The sequence below is a fragment of the Mesorhizobium sp. WSM3859 genome (assembly GCF_002295065.1).
Taxonomy (GTDB): Bacteria; Pseudomonadota; Alphaproteobacteria; order Rhizobiales; family Rhizobiaceae; genus Mesorhizobium.
Genome location: NZ_NSGG01000006.1, coordinates 292,999 through 316,536, shown reverse-complemented (window position 1 = coordinate 316,536; position 23,538 = coordinate 292,999). Strand labels below are relative to the sequence as shown.

The following is a 23,538-nucleotide window of genomic DNA, read 5'->3' as shown; positions in this document are numbered from 1 at the left end:
GGATCCTCGAGCGTCGTTCGGGAGATCCAGGATTTGGATGGCCCGGCCGGCAAAAGGCAACCCGACTTCTGACCTCGAGAATGAGGCAGCGGTCAACTGGAGATAGGCAGTGGACAGAGCGGAAAAGCGCGAACTCGTCACGGGCCTGAATGATGCGTTCTTGAACGCGGGTTCAGTCGTCGTGGCCCACTACGCCGGTATCACCGTGGCGCAAATGAACGACCTTCGGTCGAAGATGCGCGCTGCCGGCGGCACCGTCAAAGTCGCGAAGAACCGTCTCGCCAAGATCGCTCTTCAGGGCACGGACTCCGCATCGATCATCGATCTGTTCAAGGGACAGACGCTGGTCGCTTATTCGGAGGATCCGATTGCGGCGCCGAAGGTCGCGTCCGAATTCGCCAAGGGGAATGACAAGCTGGTCATTCTCGGCGGCGCGATGGGCACGACCTCGCTCAACGCCGATGGTGTCAAGGCACTCGCCACGATGCCGTCGCTCGACGAGCTGCGCGCCAAGCTGGTTGGCATGATCGCCACGCCGGCAACCCGGATCGCCCAGATCGTCAATGCGCCCGCGGCTTCGGTCGCGCGTGTCATCGGCGCTTACGCCCGGAAGGACGAGGCGGCATGAGGCCGTTCCTCGCTGTCAACAACACACGTTCGAACCAATTGAAGGAATATACAAATGGCTGATCTCGCAAAGATCGTAGACGACCTTTCGAGCCTGACCGTCCTCGAGGCGGCTGAGCTGTCGAAGCTCCTGGAAGAGAAGTGGGGCGTTTCGGCCGCCGCTCCGGTGGCTGTTGCCGCCGCTGCTGGTGGTGCTGCCGCTGCTGCTGCTCCGGCTGAAGAGAAGACGGAATTCGACGTCGTTCTCGCCGACGCCGGCGCCCAGAAGATCAACGTCATCAAGGAAGTCCGCGCCATCACCGGCCTTGGCCTCAAGGAAGCCAAGGACCTGGTCGAAGCGGCTCCGAAGCCGGTCAAGGAAGGCGTTTCCAAGGCCGACGCCGACAAGTTCAAGGCTCAGCTGGAAGCAGCTGGCGCCAAGGTCGAGCTGAAGTAATAGGCGAGGGCGGACGGTCTCGCGCCGTCCGCCCCTCCCTTTGACTGAGGGAGGGCTTTGTTGCGCGAGGCGATTGAAAACCTCTTTCCTGAGGGCCGAAAAGCGGCCTTCCGGAAACGGGTTTTCTCCCGTTTTAGCCGGTACCCGCCAAGCCGTTGGCGAGCGAGGCCGGGAAACAGATAGGGGCAACCGCCAAGGCTGCCCATTGGTGCAAGGCGAGCCGCGGCGAGGTTCGTCCCGAGTTTAGAGCTAAGGAGCGACGATGGCCCAGACCCAGACTTTCAATGGCCGCAGACGCGTACGCAAGTTCTTCGGAAAGATCCCGGAAGTTGCGGAGATGCCGAACCTGATCGAGGTTCAGAAGGCATCCTATGACCAGTTCCTGATGGTGGACGAGCCCAAGGGCGGCCGTCCGGACGAAGGACTGCAGGCTGTTTTCAAGTCGGTCTTCCCGATCTCCGACTTTTCCGGCTCCTCCATGCTGGAGTTCGTGAAGTACGAGTTCGAGGCACCGAAATTCGACGTTGACGAGTGCCGTCAGCGCGACCTGACCTATGCCGCGCCGCTGAAGGTGACGCTGCGCCTCATCGTGTTCGATATCGACGAGGATACCGGCGCGAAGTCGATCAAGGACATCAAGGAGCAGGACGTCTACATGGGCGACATGCCGCTCATGACGTCGAACGGCACCTTCATCGTCAACGGCACCGAGCGCGTCATCGTCTCGCAGATGCATCGCTCGCCGGGCGTCTTCTTCGACCACGACAAGGGCAAGTCGCACTCGTCGGGCAAGCTTCTGTTTGCCGCGCGCGTCATCCCCTATCGCGGCTCGTGGCTCGACATCGAGTTCGACTCCAAGGACGTCGTGCACGCCCGCATCGACCGCCGCCGCAAGATCCCGGTGACGTCGCTTCTGATGGCGCTCGGCATGGACGGCGAGGAGATCCTGTCGACCTTCTACAACAAGATCACCTACAAGCGCTCCGGCGACCACTGGCGCATTCCGTTCAACGTCGAGCGGTTCCGCGGCCTCAAGGCCGTCGGCGACCTCGTCGACGCCGACACGGGTGAGGTTGTTGTCGAGGCCGGCAAGAAGATCACCGCCCGCCAGGCTCGCCAGCTTGGCGAGAAGGGTCTCAAGGCCATCAAGGCGACCGACGAGGATCTGCTCGGCAACTACCTCGCCGAGGACATCGTCAACTACGCCACCGGCGAGATCTTCCTCGAAGCCGGCGACGAGATCGACGACAAGACGCTGAAGGTGCTGCTCGGCACCGGCGAGGACGAGATCCAGATCCTGGACATCGACCACGTCAATGTCGGCGCCTATATCCGCAACACGCTCAACGTCGACAAGAACGAGAGCCGCCAGGACGCGCTGTTCGACATCTATCGCGTCATGCGCCCGGGCGAGCCGCCGACGCTGGAAACCGCTGAAGCCATGTTCAACTCGCTGTTCTTCGACAGCGAGCGCTACGATCTGTCGGCCGTCGGCCGCGTCAAGATGAACATGCGCCTGGAGCTCAAGGCCGAGGACACCGTGCGCGTGCTGCGCAAGGAAGACATCCTGGCCGTGGTCAAGACGCTGGTCGAGCTGCGTGACGGCAAGGGCGAGATCGACGACATCGACAATCTCGGCAACCGCCGCGTGCGTTCGGTCGGCGAGCTTATGGAGAACCAGTACCGCGTCGGCCTGCTGCGCATGGAGCGCGCGATCAAGGAGCGCATGTCCTCGATCGAGATCGACACGGTCATGCCGCAGGACCTGATCAACGCCAAGCCGGCGGCCGCCGCCGTGCGCGAGTTCTTCGGTTCCTCGCAGCTGTCGCAGTTCATGGACCAGACCAACCCGCTGTCGGAGATCACCCACAAGCGTCGTCTCTCGGCGCTTGGACCGGGCGGTCTGACCCGCGAGCGCGCCGGCTTCGAGGTGCGCGACGTGCACCCGACGCATTACGGCCGCATCTGCCCGATCGAGACGCCGGAAGGTCCGAATATCGGCCTGATCAACTCGCTGGCGACCTTCGCGCGCGTCAACAAGTACGGCTTTATCGAAAGCCCGTATCGCAAGATCGTCAATGGCAAGCTCACCAACGAGGTTGTCTACTTGTCGGCTATGGAAGAGGCCAAGCACCACGTTGCGCAGGCCAATGCCGAGCTCGACAAGAATGGCGGCTTCGTCGACGAGTTCGTCATTTGCCGTAACGCCGGCGAAGTGATGATGGCGCCGCGCGAAAACGTCGACCTGATGGACGTCTCGCCGAAGCAGATGGTGTCTGTTGCGGCAGCGCTGATCCCGTTCCTCGAGAACGACGACGCCAATCGCGCGCTGATGGGCTCGAACATGCAGCGTCAGGCCGTGCCGCTGGTGCGCGCCGAGGCGCCGTTCGTCGGCACCGGCATGGAGCCGGTCGTCGCCCGTGACTCGGGCGCCGCCATCGGCGCCCGCCGCGGCGGCGTGGTCGACCAGGTGGACGCGACCCGTATCGTCATCCGTGCCACGGAAGACCTCGATCCCGGCAAGTCCGGCGTCGACATCTACCGGCTGATGAAGTTCCAGCGTTCGAACCAGAACACCTGCATCAACCAGCGTCCGCTGGTGCGCATGGGCGACCGCGTCAACAAGGGCGACATCATCGCCGACGGTCCGTCGACCGAGCTCGGCGATCTGGCGCTCGGCCGTAACGTGCTGGTCGCGTTCATGCCGTGGAACGGCTACAACTACGAGGACTCGATCCTGCTCTCCGAGCGCATCGTGGCCGACGACGTCTTCACCTCGATCCACATCGAGGAGTTCGAGGTCATGGCGCGCGACACCAAGCTCGGGCCGGAGGAAATCACGCGCGACATTCCGAACGTTTCGGAAGAAGCGCTGAAGAACCTCGACGAGGCGGGCATCGTCTATATCGGTGCCGAAGTGCAGCCGGGCGACATCCTGGTCGGCAAGATCACGCCGAAGGGCGAAAGCCCGATGACGCCGGAAGAGAAGCTTCTGCGCGCCATCTTCGGCGAGAAGGCCTCGGACGTTCGCGACACCTCCATGCGCATGCCTCCGGGCACCTTCGGCACGGTCGTCGAAGTGCGCGTCTTCAACCGCCACGGCGTGGAGAAGGACGAGCGCGCGATGGCGATCGAGCGCGAGGAGATCGAGCGCCTGGCCAAGGACCGCGACGACGAACAGGCGATCCTCGACCGCAACGTCTATGCGCGTCTTTCCGACACGCTGGTCGGCAAGGAAGCGATTGCCGGCCCGAAGGGCTTCAAGAAGGGCTCGAAGCTGTCGAAGGACACGCTAGACGAGTATCCGCGTTCGCAGTGGTGGCAGTTTGCCGTGGAGAACGAGAAGCTCCAGGGCGAGCTCGAGGCTCTGCGCGGCCAGTATGACGAGTCCAAGAAGGCGCTCGAGCAGCGCTTCATGGACAAGGTCGAGAAGGTGCAGCGCGGCGACGAAATGCCTCCGGGCGTCATGAAGATGGTCAAGGTCTTCGTGGCGGTGAAGCGCAAGATGCAACCTGGCGACAAGATGGCCGGCCGTCACGGCAACAAGGGCGTCGTGTCGCGCATCGTTCCGGTCGAGGACATGCCTTTCCTCGAGGACGGCACGCATGCCGATATCGTGCTCAACCCGCTGGGTGTGCCGAGCCGCATGAATGTCGGCCAGATCCTGGAGACGCATCTGGGCTGGGCTTGCGCAGGCATGGGCAGGAAGATCGGCGAGCTGATCGACGCGTACAAGGGCGGCGGCGACATCAAGCCGCTGCGCAAGACGCTGGAAAGCTTCATGCCGGCCAACGACCGCAACGAACCGATCCGCGAATATGACGACGAGAGCATCGTTCGCCTGAGCGAGCAGATGCGCCGCGGCGTCTCCATCGCGACACCGGTGTTCGACGGCGCGCACGAGGTCGACATCAACACCATGCTGGAGCAGGCGGGCCTGCACACCAGCGGTCAGTCGCAGCTCTATGACGGCCGCACCGGCGAGCCGTTCGATCGCAAGGTGACGATGGGCTATATCTATATGCTCAAGCTGCACCACCTGGTGGACGACAAGATCCACGCGCGTTCGATCGGTCCGTACTCGCTCGTCACCCAGCAGCCGCTGGGCGGCAAGGCGCAGTTCGGCGGCCAGCGCTTCGGCGAAATGGAGGTCTGGGCGCTCGAAGCCTACGGCGCCGCCTACACGCTGCAGGAGATGTTGACGGTGAAGTCGGACGACGTGGCCGGCCGCACCAAGGTCTACGAGGCGATCGTGCGCGGCGACGACACGTTCGAGGCGGGCATTCCGGAGAGCTTCAACGTTCTCGTCAAGGAAATGCGCTCGCTCGGCCTCAATGTGGAGCTGGAGAACACCCAGGTCGAAGAGACCCAGACGCGTCTTCCCGACGCAGCCGAGTAAGGCAATGGCGCGCCGCGCTTGGACGCGGCGCGCCCCGAGCATGACCCCGAAAAGTGGCCACCGGTTTTCGGACAAGGTCATGCTCAATCAGGAAGTCTTCGGCCGGTTTGACCGGCCAGTCTGCGGACACTTCGTCCGCGATCGATTGAAGGGGTTATCGAGGACCCCGAAAAGGAGAACGGCATGAACCAAGAGGTCATGAATCTCTTCAACCCGCAGGCGCCTGCGCAGGTGTTCGATTCCATCCGGATCTCGCTTGCCAGCCCAGAGAAGATTCTGTCCTGGTCGTTCGGCGAGATCAAGAAGCCGGAGACCATCAACTACCGCACCTTCAAGCCGGAGCGTGACGGCCTGTTCTGCGCGCGCATTTTTGGCCCGATCAAGGACTATGAGTGCCTGTGCGGCAAGTACAAGCGCATGAAGTACAAGGGCGTCATCTGCGAAAAGTGCGGCGTCGAAGTCACGCTGTCGCGCGTTCGTCGCGAGCGCATGGGCCATATCGAGCTCGCAGCGCCCGTCGCCCATATCTGGTTCCTGAAGTCGCTGCCCTCGCGCATCGGCACACTGCTCGACATGACCCTCAAGGACATCGAGCGCGTGCTCTACTTCGAGAACTACATCGTCACCGAGCCGGGCCTCACCGCGCTGAAGGAGAACCAGCTCCTCAGCGAGGAGGAGTACATGCTCGCCGTCGACGAGTATGGCGAGGATTCTTTCACCGCCATGATCGGCGCCGAGGCCATCCATGACCTCCTGGCCGGCATGGACCTTGAGAAGATCGCCGGCGACCTGCGTTCGGAGCTGGCTTCTACCACTTCCGAGCTGAAGCAGAAGAAGTATCTGAAGCGGCTCAAGGTCGTGGAAAACTTCATGGAATCCGGCAACCGTCCGGAATGGATGATCATGAAGGTGGTTCCGGTGATCCCGCCGGATCTGCGCCCGCTGGTTCCCCTGGACGGCGGCCGCTTCGCCACGTCGGATCTGAACGATCTCTATCGCCGCGTCATCAACCGCAACAACCGCCTGAAGCGGCTGATCGAGCTGCGCGCGCCCGGCATCATCGTGCGCAACGAGAAGCGCATGCTGCAGGAGGCCGTCGACGCGCTGTTCGATAACGGCCGTCGCGGCCGCGTCATCACCGGCGCCAACAAGCGTCCGCTGAAGTCGTTGTCCGACATGCTCAAGGGCAAGCAGGGCCGGTTCCGTCAGAACCTGCTCGGCAAGCGCGTCGACTATTCCGGCCGCTCGGTCATCGTGACCGGTCCGGAGCTGAAGCTGCACCAGTGCGGCCTGCCGAAGAAGATGGCGCTCGAGCTGTTCAAGCCCTTCATCTACGCCCGCCTCGACGCCAAGGGTTTCTCCTCGACCGTCAAGCAGGCGAAGAAGCTGGTCGAGAAGGAGCGTCCGGAGGTTTGGGATATCCTCGACGAGGTCATCCGCGAGCATCCGGTGCTGTTGAACCGCGCGCCGACGCTGCACCGCCTCGGCATCCAGGCGTTCGAGCCGACCCTGATCGAAGGCAAGGCGATCCAGCTGCATCCGCTGGTCTGCACCGCCTTCAACGCGGACTTCGACGGTGACCAGATGGCGGTCCACGTGCCGCTGTCGCTGGAAGCGCAGCTCGAAGCCCGCGTGCTGATGATGTCGACCAACAACATCCTGCACCCGGCCTCCGGCGCGCCGATCATCGTGCCGTCGCAGGACATGGTTCTCGGTCTCTACTATCTCTCGATCGTCAACCAGAACGAGCCGGGCGAAGGCATGGTGTTTGCCGACATGGGCGAGCTCCAGCATGCGCTGGAGACCAAGGCCGTGACGCTGCACGCCAAGATCAAAGGCCGCTTCCGCACCGTCGACGCCGAAGGCAACGTCGTGTCGAAGATCTACGACACCACGCCTGGCCGCATGATCATCGGCGAGCTTCTGCCGAAGAACGTCAACGTTCCGTATGAGACCGCCAACCAGGAGATGACCAAGAAGAACATCTCCAAGATGATCGACACCGTCTACCGCCACTGCGGTCAGAAAGAGACGGTCATCTTCTGCGACCGCATCATGGCGCTTGGCTTTGCCCATGCCTGCCGTGCCGGCATTTCGTTCGGCAAGGACGACATGCTGATCCCGGATACCAAGCTGAAGCTGGTCTCCGAGACCGAGGCTTTGGCCAAGGAATACGAGCAGCAGTACAATGACGGCCTGATCACGCAGGGCGAGAAGTACAACAAGGTCGTCGACGCCTGGGCCAAGTGCTCGGAAAAGGTCGCCGACGAGATGATGGCGCGCATCAAGGCGGTGGAATTCGAGGACAACGGCCGTCAGAAGCCGATGAACTCGATCTATATGATGTCGCATTCGGGTGCGCGCGGTTCGCCCACCCAGATGCGTCAGCTCGCCGGCATGCGCGGCCTGATGGCCAAACCGTCGGGTGAAATCATCGAGACGCCGATCATCTCGAACTTCAAGGAAGGCCTCACCGTGCTCGAGTACTTCAACTCGACCCACGGCGCCCGCAAGGGTCTGGCCGACACCGCCTTGAAGACGGCGAACTCGGGCTACCTCACCCGCCGTCTCGTCGACGTGGCGCAGGACTGCATCGTCAACTCCGTGGATTGCGGCACCGACAAGGGCCTCACCATGCAGCCGATCGTCGATGCCGGTCAGATCGTCGCCTCGGTCGGCCAGCGCGTGCTGGGCCGCACCGCGCTCGACGACATCAACCATCCGGTCTCCGGCGAATTGCTGGTCAAGGCCGGCAAGCTGATGGACGAGCGCGATGTCGAGCAGATCGAAAAGGCCGGCGTCCAGTCGGTCCGCATCCGTTCGGCGCTGACCTGTGAGGTCAGGACCGGCGTGTGCGCCGTCTGCTACGGACGCGACCTGGCCCGCGGTACCCCCGTCAACCAGGGCGAGGCCGTCGGCGTCATCGCGGCGCAGTCGATCGGCGAGCCGGGCACCCAGCTCACCATGCGTACCTTCCACATGGGCGGCACGGCGCAGGTGGTGGACTCTTCGTTCCTTGAAGCCTCCTATGAGGGCAAGGTGCAGATCCGCAACCGCAACGTGGTGCGCAACTCGGAAGGCCAGCAGATGGTCATGGGCCGCAACATGGCGGTGCTCATCCTCGATGAGACCGGCAAGGAGCGCGCCACGCACCGCGTCGCCTATGGTTCGCGCATCTTCGTGGACGATGGCGACAAGGTGAAGCGCGGCCAGCGTATCGCCGAGTGGGATCCCTATACCCGCCCGATCCTCACCGAAATCGAGGGCAGGGTGGCGTTCGAGGACCTGGTCGACGGCATCTCCGTTCAGGAAACGGCCGACGAGTCGACCGGCATCACCAAGCGTGAGGTCATCGACTGGCGCTCGACGCCGCGCGGCAGCGACCTGAAGCCGGCGATCGTCATCCAGGATGCCAAGGGCAAGGTCGGCAAGCTGTCGAAGGGCGGCGATGCACGCTTCCTGCTCTCGGTCGAGGCCATCCTGTCGGTCGAGCCGGGCGCCCATGTGAAGCCTGGCGACGTGCTGGCGCGTATCCCGATGGAAAGCGCCAAGACCAAGGACATCACCGGTGGTCTGCCGCGTGTTGCGGAACTGTTCGAGGCTCGCCGTCCGAAGGATCACGCCATCATCGCCGAGATCGATGGCACGATCCGCTTCGGCCGCGACTACAAGAACAAGCGCCGCATCATCATCGAGCCGCATGACTCGACGCTGGAGCCGGTGGAGTACCTGATCCCGAAGGGCAAGCCGTTCCATCTCCAGGACGGCGACGTCATCGAGAAGGGCGACTACATCCTCGACGGCAATCCGGCGCCGCACGACATCCTGGCGATCAAGGGCGTGGAGGCGCTTGCCTCCTACCTCGTTAACGAAATCCAGGAGGTCTATCGCCTGCAGGGCGTGTCGATCAACGACAAGCACATCGAGGTGATCGTTCGCCAGATGCTGCAGAAGGTCGAAATCACCGTCCAGGGCGACTCGACCTACATCCCGGGCGACCACGTCGACGTGATCGAGCTGGAAGAGGTCAACGAGCGCCTGATCGAGGACGGCAAGAAGCCGGCCGAAGGTCAGCCGGTGCTGCTCGGCATCACCAAGGCCTCGCTGCAGACGCCGTCCTTCATCTCGGCCGCCTCCTTCCAGGAGACGACCAGGGTGCTGACCGAGGCTGCGGTTGCCGGCAAGACCGACATGCTGCAGGGCCTGAAGGAAAACGTCATCGTCGGCCGTCTGATCCCGGCCGGCACCGGCGGCACGATGAGCCAGATAAGGCGCATCGCCACCTCGCGCGACGAGCTCATCATCGACGAGCGCCGCAAGGCCTCCGGTGTCGAGGTCGCCGACCCGATGCTGACCGACATGGTCAACGCCGCGCAGTAAGCGGCATGATATGAGAGAAGAAGAGAAGGGGCCTACGCGGGCCCCTTTTTGCATTCAGAGCATGATCCCGAAAAGTGAGTACCGGTTTTCGGGAAAGATCATGCTCCAACTAAGAAACCAGATCGGGATGATGGATCTACGAGCCGTCATCCCGATCTAACTTCACGAAAGAGGAAGAGCTATGAGCAGCAAGACCTGGACGGCTGTCGACGACTATATCGTTTCGTCTCTTTTCGAAGCGGATCCTGTGTTGGATGCAGTGCTTGCGGCCAACCGCGATCAGGGCCTGCCGGCGATCGACGTCTCGGCCGCACAGGGCAAATTGCTGTCGCTGCTGGTGCGCATCCGCGGCGCGAAGACCGTGCTGGAGGTCGGCACGCTCGGCGGCTATTCGACCATCTGGATGGCGAGGGGGTTGCCGGCCGACGGCAAGGTGGTGACGCTGGAGCTCGATCCGCACCACGCCAAGGTCGCGCGTTCGAATTTCGAGCGGGCAGGGGTTTCCAACAAGGTCGATCTGCGGGTCGGTCCAGCGCTCGAGTCGCTCGCCGCGCTGGTTGACGAAAATGCCGGCCCGTTCGACCTGATCTTCATCGACGCCGATAAGCCCAACAACCCGAATTATCTCGACTGGGCGATGAAGCTATCGCGCTCGGGCACGGTCATCGTCTGCGACAACGTCATCCGCGACGGCGCGGTGCTCAATAACGATGGGCTCGACGCCAATGTCGAAGGAGCGCGTGCGGCATTCTCCTTCATCGGCGGTGACAGGCGCCTGGACGGCACGGCTATCCAGACCGTCGGTGCCAAGGGCTATGACGGTTTTGCGATTGCGATCGTCGAATGACGTCACATCGCGAATGATGATGATATCAGGCCAACTCGGTCATGCTCACTTGTCATCGGCTTTTCGTTTGACGACCGGCTTCCCCCACTCCGTCTCGGCTTCGCAGCGCCACCTTTCCCCTCTCCGGAGGGAAAGGAAGGGAGCGTTGCTGGACGACCGTTGAGGCAAAAAAGCTTGGCGCCTTTCCTCTACCCCGTCGATCGGGGGAGAGGTGGCTCGGCGAAGCCGAGACGGAGTGGGGGTCGACCTGGCGCTAGCGTGCATTCCAGGCGGGTCCGCGATCCCTCGCGTGCACAACTCAATCGAAAAACGCCTCGACCACGTTGCGCTTGCCCAGCATGAAAGCGTCGGCGACGTGTTGCAGCGGCGCGAGGTCGACATCGGAGGTGCCCGCGCGAACGATCTCGGCGAACCGCTTGTAAAGCATTGGATATTCGGCCTCCGGCTCGTCGTGAACGACCTTGCCGTCGACGGCGAGCTTGGCGCCGCCGCCCGACAGCACCATCTTGCCCTTGTCGGTTTCAGCCAAGATGTCCCAGCTCTGCGGGCCGGTCTGCAGCCAGTCGAGTTCCATCGTCACCGGCAGGCCGTTGGACGTGCGGAAGGCGACATGCGCCGCGACCGGAGCCGCGCGGTTCTCCGGAAAGTCGAGCACGGCCGAGGTGATGAACATCGGCGGCAGGATGTGGGTGGCGATCGACAGCGCGTTGATGCCCGGATCGAAGACGCCGAAGCCGCCGGGCTCCCAGATCCATTCCTGGTTCGGATGCCAGCGTCGCACGTCTTCCTTCCAGTTGACGGCGGCGGAAGTCAGCTTGGCCGAAGCGAGGAAACTACGCGCGGCCTCGACCGCCGGCGCATAGCGCGAATGCCAGCTGGCGAAGAGCGAGACACCGTTCTTTGCGGCAAGCGCCTTGAGGTGCTCGACCTCGCTCACCGTGGCGCCCGGTGGCTTTTCGAGGAACACATGCTTCTTTGCTTCCAGCGCGGTGCGCGCGGCATCGTAGCGGAACTGCGGCGGCATGCAGAGCGAGACCGCCTCAAGGCCAGGTTCAGCCGCAAGCATCGCCTCGATCGTTGGATAGTTCGGGATGCCGTCGACCTTGCCGTGGCGGCTGGCCGCGGCGGCGAGCTGATAGTCGCCGTCCTTGGCCACCGCCGGCAGATGCTGGTCGCGGACAATCTTGCCCACGCCGACGATGCCGAGCTTGATGGGATTGCTGGTCATGGGAACTCCGGAAGGAAAGAATGGCTGTTCTAATAGAGGGACAGAGCGGGGAAGGGACGCTGCGCCTGGCAGCGAGATCACAACGGCTCGTCGAAAGTGACGATCGAGACCTCGCCTTCCAGCGCGCCCTGATAGGCCGACAGATGCGGCTCCTCGTCAGGCTCGCCCTCCATATCGCCGATTTGGTCGAGCTCGGCCTCGGCGAATCCTTCCGCGGCGAGTGATTCGAGCGCGCGGCGAACGGCAGAATCATCGTCGGGCGCAACCAGCATCACATGCACGCCTTCCGGCTTGCCGCCTTTCTTGCGCCAGACTCGTCCGGTGATGATGGTGACCGGCCGTTCTTCATTGTCGTTCACGGGCTGATTCCTCGTTTTCCGGCGGAAAGTCCGGGCTCAAGCCGCCTTTTGGCACGAAGCTGGCGCGGAAGACAGCCGCAAGCCGGTCACTTTCTTCCTCGCTCTTGAAAAAAGGCGCAATAAAATTACATGCGTTTTGCGCATGGCTGCCAAGCCTCGAATTGACCGCAATATTTGCCGTTGCGGGGTTGACGGGCAATGGCCTTACGAGTAGAAGCCGCGACGTCAGAACCGATGTGAGACCAGCCTTTCCGAGGCGACACGCTTTGGAGTTTGTCTCAAACAGGGTTCGTTTTACGAGCGAAAAGACATTTCCGGCGCGCATGAAGCGGCTTCCGCTTCCTCTGCAATTTGTTCGGGCAGGACCGCGAGGCGCGGTGTGTTGCCCGAATTCGCGTATGGAAATGACGCTTTGAGCGGCCCTGACAGGGCAGACACGGAATTGAGAGACAAGAGGGTTTAATGCCTACCGTCAACCAGCTGATCCGCAAGCCGCGCCTGGCGCCGGTGAAGCGCAACAAGGTCCCGGCCATGCAGCAGAACCCGCAGAAGCGGGGCGTCTGCACGCGCGTCTACACCACGACGCCGAAGAAGCCGAACTCGGCGCTGCGCAAGGTGGCCAAGATTCGCCTGACCAACGGTTTTGAAGTGATCGGCTACATCCCCGGCGAAGGTCACAACCTTCAGGAACACTCGGTGGTCATGATCCGCGGCGGTCGCGTCAAGGATCTGCCGGGCGTCCGCTACCACATCATCCGCGGCGTGCTCGACACGCAGGGTGTGAAGAACCGCAAGCAGCGTCGTTCGAAATACGGCGCCAAGCGTCCGAAGTAAGGGTTTCCCATGTCCCGTCGTCACAGTGCAGAAAAGCGTGAGATCAATCCGGATCCCAAGTTCGGCGATCTGATCGTCACCAAGTTCATGAACGCCGTCATGTATGACGGCAAGAAGTCGGTTGCCGAGACCATCGTCTATGGCGCGCTGGACCAGGTCCAGGCCAAGACCAAGCAGGAGCCGGTCACCGTCTTCCACCAGGCGCTCGACAATGTTGCGCCGCATGTGGAAGTGCGCTCGCGTCGCGTCGGCGGCGCCACCTACCAGGTTCCGGTCGACGTGCGCCCTGAGCGCCGTCAGGCGCTGGCCATCCGCTGGCTGATCGCCGCGGCCCGCAACCGCAACGAGACCACCATGGTCGACCGCCTCTCGGGCGAGCTGATGGACGCGGCCAACAACCGCGGCACCGCCGTCAAGAAGCGTGAAGACACCCACAAGATGGCGGAAGCCAACCGCGCCTTCGCGCATTACCGCTGGTAACGCGACAGAGACTGAGAGGCACCTCCCATGGCCCGCGAATACAAGATCGAAGACTACCGCAATTTCGGTATCATGGCGCATATCGACGCCGGCAAGACGACGACGACCGAGCGCGTCCTGTACTACACGGGCAAGTCGCACAAGATCGGCGAAGTCCATGACGGCGCTGCCACCATGGACTGGATGGAGCAGGAGCAGGAACGCGGCATCACCATCACGTCGGCGGCGACCACGACCTTCTGGAAGGGCCGTGACGGCAAGATGCGCCGCTTCAACATCATCGACACTCCCGGACACGTCGACTTCACCATCGAAGTCGAGCGTTCGCTGCGCGTGCTCGACGGCGCCATCGCGCTGCTCGACGCCAACGCCGGTGTCGAGCCGCAGACCGAGACCGTGTGGCGCCAGGCCGACAAGTACCACGTGCCGCGCATGATCTTCTGCAACAAGATGGACAAGATCGGCGCCGACTTCTACCGCTCGGAAGAGATGATTGGTTCGCGCCTCGGCGCGCAGGCGGTCGTCATGCAACTGCCGATCGGCGCCGAGACCGAGTTCAAGGGCGTCGTCGACCTGGTCGAGATGAACGCGCTTGTCTGGCGCGACGAGACCCTGGGCGCTGCCTGGGACGTCGTCGAGATCCCGGCCGACCTCAAGGCCAAGGCCGAGCAGTACCGCGAGAAGATGATCGAAGCCGCCGTCGAGATGGACGAGACCGCGCTCGAGAATTACCTCGAAGGCAAGATGCCGTCGAACGACGAGATCCGCGCGCTGATCCGCAAGGGCACTATCGCAGTCAAGTTCTTCCCGATGTTCTGCGGCTCGGCCTTCAAGAACAAGGGCGTGCAGCCGTTGCTCGACGCCGTCGTCGAATACCTGCCGTCGCCGATTGACGTGCCGGCCATCAAGGGCGTCGACGCCAAGACCGACGCCGAGATCGAGCGTCATGCCGATGACAACGAGCCGCTGTCGATGCTGGCGTTCAAGATCATGAACGACCCGTTCGTCGGTTCGCTGACCTTCGCCCGCATCTATTCGGGCAAGCTCACCAAGGGCACCTCGCTCGACAACACGGTGAAGGGCAAGAAGGAGCGCATCGGCCGCATGCTGCAGATGCATGCGAACTCGCGCGCCGACATCGAGGAAGCCTATGCCGGCGACATCGTTGCGCTGGCCGGCCTCAAGGACACGACCACCGGCGACACTCTCTGCGATCCGCTGCACCCGGTCATCCTCGAGCGCATGGAATTCCCCGATCCGGTCATCCAGATCGCCATCGAGCCGAAGACCAAGAACGACCAGGAAAAGATGGGCCTCGCGCTGCATCGCCTGGCGGCTGAGGATCCGTCCTTCCGCGTCAAGACCGACGAGGAATCGGGCCAGACCATCATCGCCGGCATGGGCGAGCTGCATCTCGACATCATCGTCGACCGCATGCGCCGCGAGTTCAAGGTGGAGGCCAATGTCGGCGCGCCGCAGGTGGCTTATCGCGAGACCATCACCCGCACGCACGAGCAGGATTACACGCACAAGAAGCAGACCGGCGGTACCGGCCAGTTCGCTCGCGTCAAGATCATCTTCGAGCCGAATACCGAGAGCGAAGAGTTCGTGTTCGAGTCCAAGATCGTCGGCGGTGCCGTTCCGAAGGAATACATCCCGGGCGTCGAGAAGGGCATCAACAGCGTCATGGGCTCCGGCCCGTTCGCCGGCTTCCCGATGATCGGCGTCAAGGCGACCCTCGTTGACGGCGCCTTCCACGACGTCGACTCCTCGGTGCTGGCGTTCGAAATCGCCTCCCGCGCCTGCTTCAAGGAAGCCGCTCCGCGCCTTGGCGTGCAGCTTCTCGAGCCGATCATGAAGGTCGAGGTCGTGACGCCGGAAGACTATGTCGGCGGCGTCATCGGCGACCTCAACGGCCGTCGTGGCCAGATCCAGGGTCAGGAAGCGCGCGGCGTTGCCGTCGTCATCAACGCGATGGTGCCGCTGGCGAACATGTTCAAGTACGTCGACAATCTGCGTTCGATGTCGCAGGGCCGCGCCCAGTACACGATGCAGTTCGACCACTACGAGCCGGTTCCGACCGCGGTCGCCCAGGAAGTTCAGAAGAAATACGCGTAACTCGAGCGGGTTGCACGAGACCTTAATTCAAGGCCCGCACGGGCAGGCAGGAATGGAGAGATCACATGGCAAAAGGTAAATTCGAGCGCACCAAGCCGCATGTGAACATTGGCACGATCGGCCACGTCGATCATGGCAAGACGTCGCTGACGGCGGCGATCACGAAGTATTTTGGCGAATACAAGCGCTATGACCAGATCGACGCAGCGCCGGAAGAGAAGGCGCGCGGCATCACGATCTCGACGGCGCATGTCGAGTATGAGACGGCCAACCGTCACTATGCCCATGTCGACTGCCCCGGCCACGCCGACTATGTGAAGAACATGATCACCGGTGCCGCCCAGATGGACGGCGCGATCCTGGTCGTGTCGGCCGCCGACGGCCCGATGCCGCAGACCCGCGAGCACATCCTGCTTGCTCGTCAGGTTGGCGTTCCCTCGATCGTGGTGTTCCTCAACAAGGTCGATCAGGTCGACGACGCCGAGCTGCTCGAGCTGGTCGAGCTCGAGGTTCGCGAGCTTCTGTCGAAGAACGAGTTCCCCGGCGACGACATTCCGATCGTCAAGGGCTCGGCGCTGGCTGCTTTGGAAGACTCGAACAAGACCATCGGCGAGGACGCCATCCGCGAGCTGATGGCTCAGGTCGACGCCTACATCCCGACCCCGGTTCGTCCGCTGGACAAGCCGTTCCTGATGCCGATCGAGGACGTGTTCTCGATCTCGGGCCGCGGCACGGTGGTGACCGGCCGCGTCGAGCGTGGCGTGGTCAAGGTCGGCGAGGAACTGGAGATCGTCGGCATCCGTCCGACCACCAAGACGACCTGCACGGGCGTGGAAATGTTCCGCAAGCTGCTCGACCAGGGCCAGGCCGGCGACAACATCGGCGCGCTGCTGCGCGGCGTCGACCGTGAAGGCGTCGAGCGCGGCCAGGTTCTGGCCAAGCCGGGCTCGGTGAAGCCGCACAAGAAGTTCGTGGCCGAAGCCTACATCCTGACCAAGGACGAGGGCGGCCGTCACACGCCGTTCTTCACCAACTACCGTCCGCAGTTCTACTTCCGCACGACCGACGTGACCGGCATCGTGACGCTGCCGGCCGGCACCGAGATGGTGATGCCCGGCGACAACATCACCGTCGACGTCGAGCTGATCGTGCCGATTGCGATGGAAGAGAAGCTGCGCTTCGCCATCCGTGAAGGCGGCCGCACCGTCGGTGCCGGCATCGTCGTCACCATCAAAGAGTAATTGGACTGAAACGGATCTGTCGCGGGCGCGGGAGCTGCCCGCGCCGCGCCAGAACAAGGAATTGACGCATGAACGGACAGAATATCCGCATCCGCCTTAAGGCGTTTGACCACCGGGTGCTCGACGCCTCGACGCGCGAAATCGTGTCGACCGCCAAGCGCACCGGCGCCAACGTCCGCGGCCCCATTCCGCTGCCGACGCGGATCGAAAAATTCACGGTCAACCGGTCGCCCCACGTCGACAAGAAGAGCCGCGAGCAGTTCGAGATGCGCACGCACAAGCGTCTGCTCGACATCGTCGATCCGACCCCGCAGACGGTCGATGCTTTGATGAAGCTCGATCTGGCCGCCGGTGTCGACGTCGAGATCAAGCTCTAAGGGATTGAGAGCGCGGTAAGGGGCGCTGCCCCTGGCCCGGAACTCTAAAGGAATTGAACCGATGCGTTCAGGTGTGATTGCAAAGAAGGTGGGAATGACCCGCATCTACAACGATGCCGGGGAACACGTTCCCGTCACCGTTCTCCAGATGGAGAACTGCCAGGTCGTGGCTCAGCGCACGCAGGAGAAGAACGGCTACACCGCCGTCCAGCTCGGCGTTGGCCTTGCCAAGGTGAAGAACACGTCGAAGGCGATGCGCGGCCATTTCGCCGCCGCGTCCGTCGAGCCCAAGGCCAAGGTCGCGGAGTTCCGCGTCTCCGCCGACAACATGATCGACGTCGGCGCCGAGCTGACCGTCGAGCATTTCGTCGCCGGCCAAAAGGTTGACGTCACCGGCACTTCGACCGGCAAGGGTTTCCAGGGCGTGATCAAGCGGCACCACATGGGTGGTGGTCGTGCCACGCACGGTAACTCGGTCTCGCACCGCACGCACGGCTCGACCGGCCAGCGCCAGGACCCCGGCAAGGTGTTCAAGGGCAAGAAGATGGCCGGCCACATGGGCGACACCCGCGTGACCACGCAGAATGTCGAGGTCGTCTCGACCGACGCCGATCGCGGCCTGATCCTGATCCGCGGCGCGGTTCCCGGCGTCAAGGGCGCCTGGATCCTGGTTCGCGACGCTGCCAAGGTTGCGCTGCCGGCCAATGCGCCGAAGCCTGCGGCAATCCGCGCTGCTGCCGCCAAGAACGAAGCCCCGGCCACTGAGGGAGCCGAATAATGGATCTCAAGATCACAACGCTGGGCGGCAAGGACGCCGGCAAGGTGAAACTCTCCGAGGAGATTTTCGGCCTTGATCCGCGCGAGGACATCCTGCAGCGCGTCGTGCGCTGGCAGCTCGCCAAGAAGCAGCAGGGCACGCACAAGGCCAAGGGCCGCGCCGAGATCGCGCGCACCGGCGCCAAGATGTACAAGCAGAAGGGTACGGGCCGCGCCCGTCACCACTCGGCTCGCGCTCCGCAGTTCCGCGGCGGTGGCAAGGCGCACGGCCCGGTCGTCCGCAGCCATGAGCACGAGCTGCCGAAGAAGGTGCGCGCCCTCGGCTTGAAGCATGCTCTGTCGGCCAAGGCCAAGAGCGCTTCGCTCATCATCATCGACGAGCTGAAACTTGCCGACGCCAAGACCAAGGCGCTGGCGGCGAACCTCGAGACGCTGGGGCTGACCAACGCCCTGGTGATCGGCGGCGCCGAGCTTGACCAGAACTTCAAGCTGGCGGCGACCAACATTCCGAACATCGACGTGCTGCCCATCCAGGGCATCAACGTCTACGACATTTTGCGCCGCGGCACGCTGGTCCTTTCGAAGGCCGCCGTCGAGGCTCTCGAGGAGCGCTTCAAATGACCGACCTTCGTCATTACGACGTGATCGTCTCGCCGGCGATCACCGAAAAGTCGACCATGGCTTCCGAGCAGAACCAGGTCGTCTTCAACGTCGCCAAGAAGGCGTCGAAGCCGGAAATCAAGGCAGCCGTGGAAGCTCTCTTCGGCGTCAAGGTGACGGCTGTGAACACGCTCGTCCGCAAGGGCAAGATCAAGCGCTTCCGCGGCACCGTTGGCCGCCAGGGCGACGTCAAGAAGGCGGTTGTGACGCTGGCCGACGGCCAGTCGATCGACGTCGCGACGGGTCTCTGAGCAAGGCCGCGAGGACAGGACAATGGCACTTAAGAAATTCAACCCGGTAACGCCGAGCACCCGCCAGCTGGTCATCGTCGACCGCTCGGGCCTCTACAAGGGCAAGCCCGTCAAGGGCCTGACCGAAGGCCTGACCAAGTCGGGCGGCCGCAACAATTACGGCCGCATCACGGCCCGCTTCATCGGCGGCGGTCACAAGCGTTCGTACCGCATCATCGACTTCAAGCGTAAGAAGTACGACGTCGTCGGCACGGTCGAGCGTATCGAATACGATCCGAACCGCACCGCCTTCATCGCACTGATCAAGTATGACGATGGCGAGCTGTCCTACATCCTGGCCCCGCAGCGCCTTGCTGCCGGCGACAAGATCGTGGCCGGCGAAGCGGTCGACGTGAAGCCGGGCAACGCGATGCCGTTGGCCTCGATGCCGGTCGGCACGATCGTCCACAACATCGAGCTCAAGCCGGGCAAGGGCGGCCAGGTCGCCCGTTCGGCCGGCGGTTACGCCCAGCTCGTCGGCCGCGACCAGGGCATGGCGATCCTGCGCCTCAACTCGGGTGAGCAGCGCGTCGTGCACGGTTCCTGCATGGCCACCGTCGGCGCCGTGTCGAACCCCGATCACGGCAACATCAACGACGGCAAGGCCGGTCGCACCGTGTGGCGCGGCAAGCGTCCGCACAATCGCGGCGTGACCATGAACCCGGTCGACCATCCGCACGGCGGCGGCGAAGGCCGCACCTCGGGCGGCCGTCATCCGGTTTCGCCCTGGGGCAAGCCGACCAAGGGCAAGAAGACGCGGTCCAACAAGGCGACCGATAAGTTCATCCTGCGCTCGCGTCATCAGCGCAAGAGCTAAGAAGAGGTAACGCCAAGTGACTCGTTCGATTTGGAAAGGCCCCTTCATCGACGGCTACCTTCTCAAGAAGGTGGACAAGGTTCGTGAAGGTGGTCGCAATGAGGTGATCAAGATGTGGAGCCGTCGCTCCACCATCCTGCCGCAGTTCGTCGGCTTCACCTTCGGTGTCTACAACGGCCAGAAGCACGTCCCGGTCTCGGTGAACGAGGACATGGTCGGCCACAAGTTCGGTGAATTCGCTCCGACCCGGACCTATTACGGTCATGGCGCGGATAAGAAGGCGAAGAGGAAATAATCATGGGCAAGGCCAAAGCTCCGCGCAGGCTTGCTGATAACGAGGCGCGTGCCGTTCTGCGCACGATCCGTATCAGCCCGCAGAAGCTCAACCTGGTTGCCGCGCTGATCCGCGGCAAGAAGGTCGCGACCGCGCTTTCCGACCTCGAATTCTCGGCCAAGCGGATTTCCGGCACGGTCAAGAAGACGCTGGAGTCGGCGATCGCCAACGCGGAAAACAATCACGACCTCGACGTCGATGCGCTGGTGGTGGCGGAAGCCTATGTCGGCAAGTCGATCGTCATGAAGCGCTTCCACGCTCGTGGCCGCGGTCGCGCCAGCCGTATCGAGAAGCCGTTCTCGCACCTCACGATCGTCGTTCGTGAAGTCGAGGAAAAAGGGGAGGCCGCATAATGGGCCAGAAAGTCAATCCGATCGGGCTGCGTCTCGGCATCAACCGCACCTGGGATTCGCGCTGGTTCGCGAATACCGGCGAATACGGCCAGCTGCTGCATGAGGACCTCAAGATCCGCAAGTATCTCGAGAAGGAGCTCAAGCAGGCCGCGATCTCCAAGGTCGTGATCGAGCGTCCGCACAAGAAGTGCCGCGTCACCATCCACGCGGCGCGTCCGGGCCTGATCATCGGCAAGAAGGGCGCCGACATCGAGAAGCTGCGCAAGAAGCTGACCGAGATGACGAAGTCCGAGACGCACCTCAACATCGTTGAAGTGCGCAAGCCGGAAATCGACGCCACGCTGATCGCCCAGTCGATTGCCCAGCAGCTCGAGCGCCGCATCGCGTTCCGCCGCGCCATGAAGCGTGCCGTTCAGTCGGCCATGCGTCTGGGCGCCGAAGGCATCCGCATCAACTGCTCCGGCCGTCTCGGCGGCGCCGAAATCGCGCGCATGGAGTGGTACCGCGAAGGCCGCGTGCCGCTGCATACGCTGCGCGCCGATGTCGACTACGGCACGGCCGAGGCGAACACGGCTTACGGCATCTGCGGCGTCAAGGTGTGGGTGTTCAAGGGCGAGATCCTCGAGCACGACCCGATGGCCTCCGAGCGTCGCGCCACCGAGGGTGACGCAGCGCATGGCGGCGGTGGTGGTGAGCGTGAACGCGGCCGTCGTCGCGAGAACGCCTGAGACATTTGAGAATTTGGAGTTAGAACGATGCTGCAGCCAAAGCGCACAAAGTTCCGTAAGCAGTTCAAGGGCCGTATCCACGGTACCGCCAAGGGCGGCACCAACCTGGATTTCGGTGGTTTCGGACTGAAGGCGCTTGAGCCGAACCGCGTCACCGCGCGTGAGATCGAGGCGGCCCGCCGCGCGATCACCCGCGAGATGAAGCGCGCCGGCCGCGTCTGGATCCGGGTGTTCCCGGATCTGCCGGTCACCTCGAAGCCGACCGAAGTCCGCATGGGTAAGGGCAAGGGCGCCGTTGACTATTGGGCGGCGCGCGTCAAGCCCGGCCGCATCATGTTCGAGATCGATGGCGTCAGCGAGGAGACCGCGCGTGAGGCGCTGCGTCTCGGCGCCGCCAAGCTCTCGGTCAAGACGCGCTTCGTGCAGCGCATCGCAGAATAAGGACAGCCGATCATGAAAGCCGAAGACATCCGGACCAAGACCCAGGATCAGCTGACCGACGACCTGGCGGCCCTCAAGAAGGAGCAGTTCAACCTGCGCTTCCAGAAGGCCACCGGCCAGCTCGAGAAGACCGCGCGCGTGAAGCAGGTCCGCAAGGACATCGCGCGCATCAAGACCATCGCCGCGGAAAAAGCCGCGGCCAAGAAGGGTTAAGACCATGCCGAAGCGTATCCTGCAGGGCACCGTCGTCAGCGACAAGAACGAGAAGACGGTCGTCGTCAAGGTCGAGCGTCGCTTCACGCATCCGGTGATGAAGAAGACCGTGCGCATGACCAAGAAGTACAAGGCGCACGACGAGAACAACGCCCACAAGGTCGGCGACCAGGTGTTCATCCAGGAATCGAAGCCGATTTCGAAGGACAAGCGCTGGGTCGTGGTTACCTCGGACCAGGCGTAAACAAACGAATTTTGGACAGACCGGGGAGGGGTGAAAGCACCCGTCCCGTTAGAAAAGAAGAAGGCGGCCAGTCATGATTCAGATGCAAACAAACCTCGACGTCGCGGACAATTCCGGCGCCCGTCGTGTCATGTGCATCAAGGTGCTGGGCGGCTCGAAGCGGAAGTACGCATCCGTCGGCGACATCATCGTGGTGTCGATCAAGGAAGCCATTCCGCGCGGCCGCGTTAAGAAGGGCGATGTGATGAAGGCGGTCGTGGTTCGCACGGCCAAGGACATCCGCCGCCCCGACGGCAGCGTGATCCGTTTCGACAAGAACGCGGCCGTTCTCGTTGACAATAAGAAAGAGCCGATCGGCACCCGTATCTTCGGACCGGTTCCGCGCGAGCTGCGCGCCAAGAACCACATGAAGATCATCTCGCTCGCGCCTGAAGTGCTGTAAGGAGCCGGACCAATGCAAAAGATCAAAAAAGGCGACAAGGTCGTCGTGCTTGCTGGCAAGGACAAGGGCCGTTCGGGCGAAGTCCTGTCGGTGCAGCCGAAGGAAGACACCGCGGTTGTCCGCGGCGTGAACCTCATTCGCCGTCACCAGAAGCAGACCCAGTCCCAAGAGGGCGGGATCATCACCAAGGAAGCGCCGATCCACCTGTCGAATATCGCGCTGGCCGACCCCAAGGATGGCAAGCCGACCCGCGTCGGCTTCACCATCCAGAAGGACGGCAAGAAGGTGCGCGTCGCCAAGCGCTCGGGAGAAGTCATCAATGGCTAAGGCTGAAACCAAGCAGGCGGCTGCCAAGAACGAGCCGCGCCTCAAGAAGGTCTATCAGGAGACCATCCGCAAGGCGCTGCAGGAGCAGTTCGGCTACGACAACGAGATGCAGGTTCCGCGCATCGACAAGATCGTGCTGAACATGGGTGTCGGCGAAGCAACCGCCGATTCCAAGAAGCCCTCGGTCGCGGCCGAGGATCTCGCGCTGATCGCCGGCCAGAAGGCCGTCGTCACCCGCGCCCGCAACTCGATTGCCGGCTTCAAGGTGCGCGAGAATATGCCGATCGGCGCCAAGGTCACGCTGCGCAAGGAACGCATGTACGAGTTCCTCGACCGCCTCGTGAACATCGCGCTGCCGCGCGTTCGCGACTTCCGCGGACTGAACCCGAAGAGCTTTGACGGCCGTGGCAACTATGCCATGGGCATCAAGGAACACATCGTGTTCCCGGAGATCAACTACGACAAGGTTGATCAGGTCTGGGGCATGGACGTCATCGTTTGTACGACGGCGAAGACGGACGACGAGGCCAGAGCACTGCTCAAGGCCTTCAACTTCCCCTTCCGCCAGTAACGGCAGCGAAAAAGG

General features: G+C 63.0%; 26 protein-coding genes. 23 read left to right on the top strand and 3 right to left on the bottom strand.

All coding sequences use genetic code 11. The features are described 5' to 3' along the window. Positions 1-109 precede the first annotated feature (109 nt). The 5 genes from rplJ (at position 110) to CK230_RS16205 (ending at position 10,689) form a co-directional block, all read left to right on the top strand. Positions 110-628, top strand: coding sequence for a 50S ribosomal protein L10 (rplJ, locus tag CK230_RS16225; protein WP_095818147.1), 519 nt, complete (start codon positions 110-112; stop codon positions 626-628). 54 nt (positions 629-682) lie between these two features. Next, complete coding sequence (gene rplL / locus CK230_RS16220) at positions 683-1,063, top strand: 50S ribosomal protein L7/L12 (protein WP_042642152.1); 381 nt, start codon at positions 683-685, stop codon at positions 1,061-1,063. A gap of 262 nt (positions 1,064-1,325) precedes the next feature. Beyond that, positions 1,326-5,462 (top strand): DNA-directed RNA polymerase subunit beta, encoded by a 4,137-nt coding sequence (gene rpoB / locus CK230_RS16215; RefSeq protein WP_095818146.1) that lies wholly within the window; start codon positions 1,326-1,328, stop codon positions 5,460-5,462. A 183-nt stretch (positions 5,463-5,645) separates the two neighbouring features. Then, entirely contained in the window at positions 5,646-9,842 is a 4,197-nt protein-coding gene (rpoC, locus tag CK230_RS16210) for a DNA-directed RNA polymerase subunit beta' (RefSeq protein WP_095818145.1), read from the top strand. Between the two features lie 181 nt (positions 9,843-10,023). Further along, entirely contained in the window at positions 10,024-10,689 is a 666-nt protein-coding gene (locus CK230_RS16205; RefSeq protein ID WP_095818144.1) for an O-methyltransferase, read from the top strand. Between the two features lie 298 nt (positions 10,690-10,987). On the opposite strand, the gene CK230_RS16200 is transcribed toward CK230_RS16205, so the two are convergent. The 3 genes from CK230_RS16200 to CK230_RS33120 all read right to left on the bottom strand — a co-directional run bounded on the left by CK230_RS16200 (position 10,988) and on the right by CK230_RS33120 (position 12,601). Beyond that, on the bottom strand, positions 10,988-11,917 hold the full coding sequence (locus CK230_RS16200) for a Gfo/Idh/MocA family oxidoreductase (RefSeq protein WP_095818143.1): 930 nt from the start codon (positions 11,915-11,917) through the stop codon (positions 10,988-10,990). 77 nt (positions 11,918-11,994) lie between these two features. Then, positions 11,995-12,276 carry a transcriptional regulator gene (locus CK230_RS16195; RefSeq protein ID WP_095818142.1) on the bottom strand — a complete coding sequence of 94 codons (282 nt, stop codon included), beginning with the start codon at positions 12,274-12,276 and terminating at the stop codon, positions 11,995-11,997. Then, the gene (locus CK230_RS33120; protein WP_176480116.1) at positions 12,263-12,601 is read right to left on the bottom strand and encodes a hypothetical protein; all 339 of its coding nucleotides are present in this window, start codon (positions 12,599-12,601) and stop codon (positions 12,263-12,265) included. The genes CK230_RS16195 and CK230_RS33120 overlap by 14 nt, the downstream gene beginning before the upstream one ends. 137 nt (positions 12,602-12,738) lie before the next feature. Here CK230_RS33120 and rpsL point away from each other — a divergent pair, with 137 nt between their 5' ends. The 18 genes from rpsL (at position 12,739) to rplE (ending at position 23,523) form a co-directional block, all read left to right on the top strand. After that, positions 12,739-13,110, top strand: coding sequence for a 30S ribosomal protein S12 (gene rpsL, locus CK230_RS16190; RefSeq protein ID WP_006202128.1), 372 nt, complete (start codon positions 12,739-12,741; stop codon positions 13,108-13,110). A 9-nt stretch (positions 13,111-13,119) separates the two neighbouring features. Next, on the top strand, positions 13,120-13,590 hold the full coding sequence (rpsG, locus tag CK230_RS16185; protein ID WP_027170372.1) for a 30S ribosomal protein S7: 471 nt from the start codon (positions 13,120-13,122) through the stop codon (positions 13,588-13,590). 27 nt (positions 13,591-13,617) lie between these two features. Further along, positions 13,618-15,708: an elongation factor G gene (gene fusA / locus CK230_RS16180; RefSeq protein ID WP_095818141.1), complete on the top strand. Its 2,091-nt coding sequence runs from the start codon at positions 13,618-13,620 to the stop codon at positions 15,706-15,708. A gap of 65 nt (positions 15,709-15,773) precedes the next feature. Continuing rightward, the gene (gene tuf, locus CK230_RS16175; protein WP_095818140.1) at positions 15,774-16,949 is read left to right on the top strand and encodes an elongation factor Tu; all 1,176 of its coding nucleotides are present in this window, start codon (positions 15,774-15,776) and stop codon (positions 16,947-16,949) included. A 68-nt stretch (positions 16,950-17,017) separates the two neighbouring features. Continuing rightward, a complete protein-coding gene (gene rpsJ, locus CK230_RS16170; RefSeq protein WP_006205468.1) occupies positions 17,018-17,326 on the top strand; it encodes a 30S ribosomal protein S10 in 309 nt (102 codons plus the stop codon). 61 nt (positions 17,327-17,387) lie between these two features. Further along, positions 17,388-18,104, top strand: a complete 717-nt coding sequence (gene rplC, locus CK230_RS16165) for a 50S ribosomal protein L3 (RefSeq protein ID WP_095765515.1) — start codon at positions 17,388-17,390, stop codon at positions 18,102-18,104. After that, positions 18,104-18,724 carry a 50S ribosomal protein L4 gene (rplD, locus tag CK230_RS16160; RefSeq protein WP_095818139.1) on the top strand — a complete coding sequence of 207 codons (621 nt, stop codon included), beginning with the start codon at positions 18,104-18,106 and terminating at the stop codon, positions 18,722-18,724. The genes rplC and rplD overlap by 1 nt, the downstream gene beginning before the upstream one ends. Continuing rightward, on the top strand, positions 18,721-19,014 hold the full coding sequence (locus CK230_RS16155; protein ID WP_040983033.1) for a 50S ribosomal protein L23: 294 nt from the start codon (positions 18,721-18,723) through the stop codon (positions 19,012-19,014). The genes rplD and CK230_RS16155 overlap by 4 nt, the downstream gene beginning before the upstream one ends. 22 nt (positions 19,015-19,036) lie before the next feature. After that, positions 19,037-19,870: a 50S ribosomal protein L2 gene (gene rplB, locus CK230_RS16150; RefSeq protein ID WP_095818138.1), complete on the top strand. Its 834-nt coding sequence runs from the start codon at positions 19,037-19,039 to the stop codon at positions 19,868-19,870. Positions 19,871-19,886: 16 nt separating this feature from the next. Continuing rightward, the gene (rpsS, locus tag CK230_RS16145) at positions 19,887-20,165 is read left to right on the top strand and encodes a 30S ribosomal protein S19 (RefSeq protein WP_006205463.1); all 279 of its coding nucleotides are present in this window, start codon (positions 19,887-19,889) and stop codon (positions 20,163-20,165) included. A gap of 2 nt (positions 20,166-20,167) precedes the next feature. Then, positions 20,168-20,557, top strand: coding sequence for a 50S ribosomal protein L22 (gene rplV / locus CK230_RS16140; RefSeq protein WP_010909277.1), 390 nt, complete (start codon positions 20,168-20,170; stop codon positions 20,555-20,557). Next, a complete protein-coding gene (rpsC, locus tag CK230_RS16135) occupies positions 20,557-21,285 on the top strand; it encodes a 30S ribosomal protein S3 (protein WP_095818137.1) in 729 nt (242 codons plus the stop codon). Before rplV ends, rpsC begins: the two co-directional genes overlap by 1 nt. A gap of 27 nt (positions 21,286-21,312) precedes the next feature. Next, complete coding sequence (gene rplP, locus CK230_RS16130; RefSeq protein WP_027170364.1) at positions 21,313-21,726, top strand: 50S ribosomal protein L16; 414 nt, start codon at positions 21,313-21,315, stop codon at positions 21,724-21,726. Between the two features lie 12 nt (positions 21,727-21,738). Next, complete coding sequence (gene rpmC, locus CK230_RS16125; RefSeq protein ID WP_042642190.1) at positions 21,739-21,939, top strand: 50S ribosomal protein L29; 201 nt, start codon at positions 21,739-21,741, stop codon at positions 21,937-21,939. A 4-nt stretch (positions 21,940-21,943) separates the two neighbouring features. Next, the gene (gene rpsQ, locus CK230_RS16120; protein WP_042642192.1) at positions 21,944-22,183 is read left to right on the top strand and encodes a 30S ribosomal protein S17; all 240 of its coding nucleotides are present in this window, start codon (positions 21,944-21,946) and stop codon (positions 22,181-22,183) included. A 73-nt stretch (positions 22,184-22,256) separates the two neighbouring features. Further along, positions 22,257-22,625: a 50S ribosomal protein L14 gene (gene rplN, locus CK230_RS16115; RefSeq protein ID WP_006205457.1), complete on the top strand. Its 369-nt coding sequence runs from the start codon at positions 22,257-22,259 to the stop codon at positions 22,623-22,625. Between the two features lie 12 nt (positions 22,626-22,637). Next, the gene (gene rplX, locus CK230_RS16110; protein ID WP_042642195.1) at positions 22,638-22,952 is read left to right on the top strand and encodes a 50S ribosomal protein L24; all 315 of its coding nucleotides are present in this window, start codon (positions 22,638-22,640) and stop codon (positions 22,950-22,952) included. Continuing rightward, complete coding sequence (rplE, locus tag CK230_RS16105) at positions 22,945-23,523, top strand: 50S ribosomal protein L5 (protein ID WP_042642197.1); 579 nt, start codon at positions 22,945-22,947, stop codon at positions 23,521-23,523. The genes rplX and rplE overlap by 8 nt, the downstream gene beginning before the upstream one ends. Positions 23,524-23,538 lie beyond the last annotated feature (15 nt).

Bases quoted from the DNA above. Each gene is read 5' to 3' on its own strand.
- rplL (WP_042642152.1), top strand. From the start codon at position 683: ATGGCTGATCTCGCAAAGATCGTAGACGACCTTTCGAGCCTGACCGTC.
- rpoB (WP_095818146.1), top strand. From the start codon at position 1,326: ATGGCCCAGACCCAGACTTTCAATGGCCGCAGACGCGTACGCAAGTTC.
- rpoC (WP_095818145.1), top strand. From the start codon at position 5,646: ATGAACCAAGAGGTCATGAATCTCTTCAACCCGCAGGCGCCTGCGCAG.
- CK230_RS16205 (WP_095818144.1), top strand. From the start codon at position 10,024: ATGAGCAGCAAGACCTGGACGGCTGTCGACGACTATATCGTTTCGTCT.
- CK230_RS16200 (WP_095818143.1), bottom strand. From the start codon at position 11,917: ATGACCAGCAATCCCATCAAGCTCGGCATCGTCGGCGTGGGCAAGATT.
- CK230_RS33120 (WP_176480116.1), bottom strand. From the start codon at position 12,601: ATGCGCGCCGGAAATGTCTTTTCGCTCGTAAAACGAACCCTGTTTGAG.
- rpsL (WP_006202128.1), top strand. From the start codon at position 12,739: ATGCCTACCGTCAACCAGCTGATCCGCAAGCCGCGCCTGGCGCCGGTG.
- rpsG (WP_027170372.1), top strand. From the start codon at position 13,120: ATGTCCCGTCGTCACAGTGCAGAAAAGCGTGAGATCAATCCGGATCCC.
- fusA (WP_095818141.1), top strand. From the start codon at position 13,618: ATGGCCCGCGAATACAAGATCGAAGACTACCGCAATTTCGGTATCATG.
- tuf (WP_095818140.1), top strand. From the start codon at position 15,774: ATGGCAAAAGGTAAATTCGAGCGCACCAAGCCGCATGTGAACATTGGC.
- rpsJ (WP_006205468.1), top strand. From the start codon at position 17,018: ATGAACGGACAGAATATCCGCATCCGCCTTAAGGCGTTTGACCACCGG.
- rplC (WP_095765515.1), top strand. From the start codon at position 17,388: ATGCGTTCAGGTGTGATTGCAAAGAAGGTGGGAATGACCCGCATCTAC.
- rplD (WP_095818139.1), top strand. From the start codon at position 18,104: ATGGATCTCAAGATCACAACGCTGGGCGGCAAGGACGCCGGCAAGGTG.
- CK230_RS16155 (WP_040983033.1), top strand. From the start codon at position 18,721: ATGACCGACCTTCGTCATTACGACGTGATCGTCTCGCCGGCGATCACC.
- rplB (WP_095818138.1), top strand. From the start codon at position 19,037: ATGGCACTTAAGAAATTCAACCCGGTAACGCCGAGCACCCGCCAGCTG.
- rplV (WP_010909277.1), top strand. From the start codon at position 20,168: ATGGGCAAGGCCAAAGCTCCGCGCAGGCTTGCTGATAACGAGGCGCGT.
- rpsC (WP_095818137.1), top strand. From the start codon at position 20,557: ATGGGCCAGAAAGTCAATCCGATCGGGCTGCGTCTCGGCATCAACCGC.
- rplP (WP_027170364.1), top strand. From the start codon at position 21,313: ATGCTGCAGCCAAAGCGCACAAAGTTCCGTAAGCAGTTCAAGGGCCGT.
- rpmC (WP_042642190.1), top strand. From the start codon at position 21,739: ATGAAAGCCGAAGACATCCGGACCAAGACCCAGGATCAGCTGACCGAC.
- rpsQ (WP_042642192.1), top strand. From the start codon at position 21,944: ATGCCGAAGCGTATCCTGCAGGGCACCGTCGTCAGCGACAAGAACGAG.
- rplN (WP_006205457.1), top strand. From the start codon at position 22,257: ATGATTCAGATGCAAACAAACCTCGACGTCGCGGACAATTCCGGCGCC.
- rplX (WP_042642195.1), top strand. From the start codon at position 22,638: ATGCAAAAGATCAAAAAAGGCGACAAGGTCGTCGTGCTTGCTGGCAAG.
- rplE (WP_042642197.1), top strand. From the start codon at position 22,945: ATGGCTAAGGCTGAAACCAAGCAGGCGGCTGCCAAGAACGAGCCGCGC.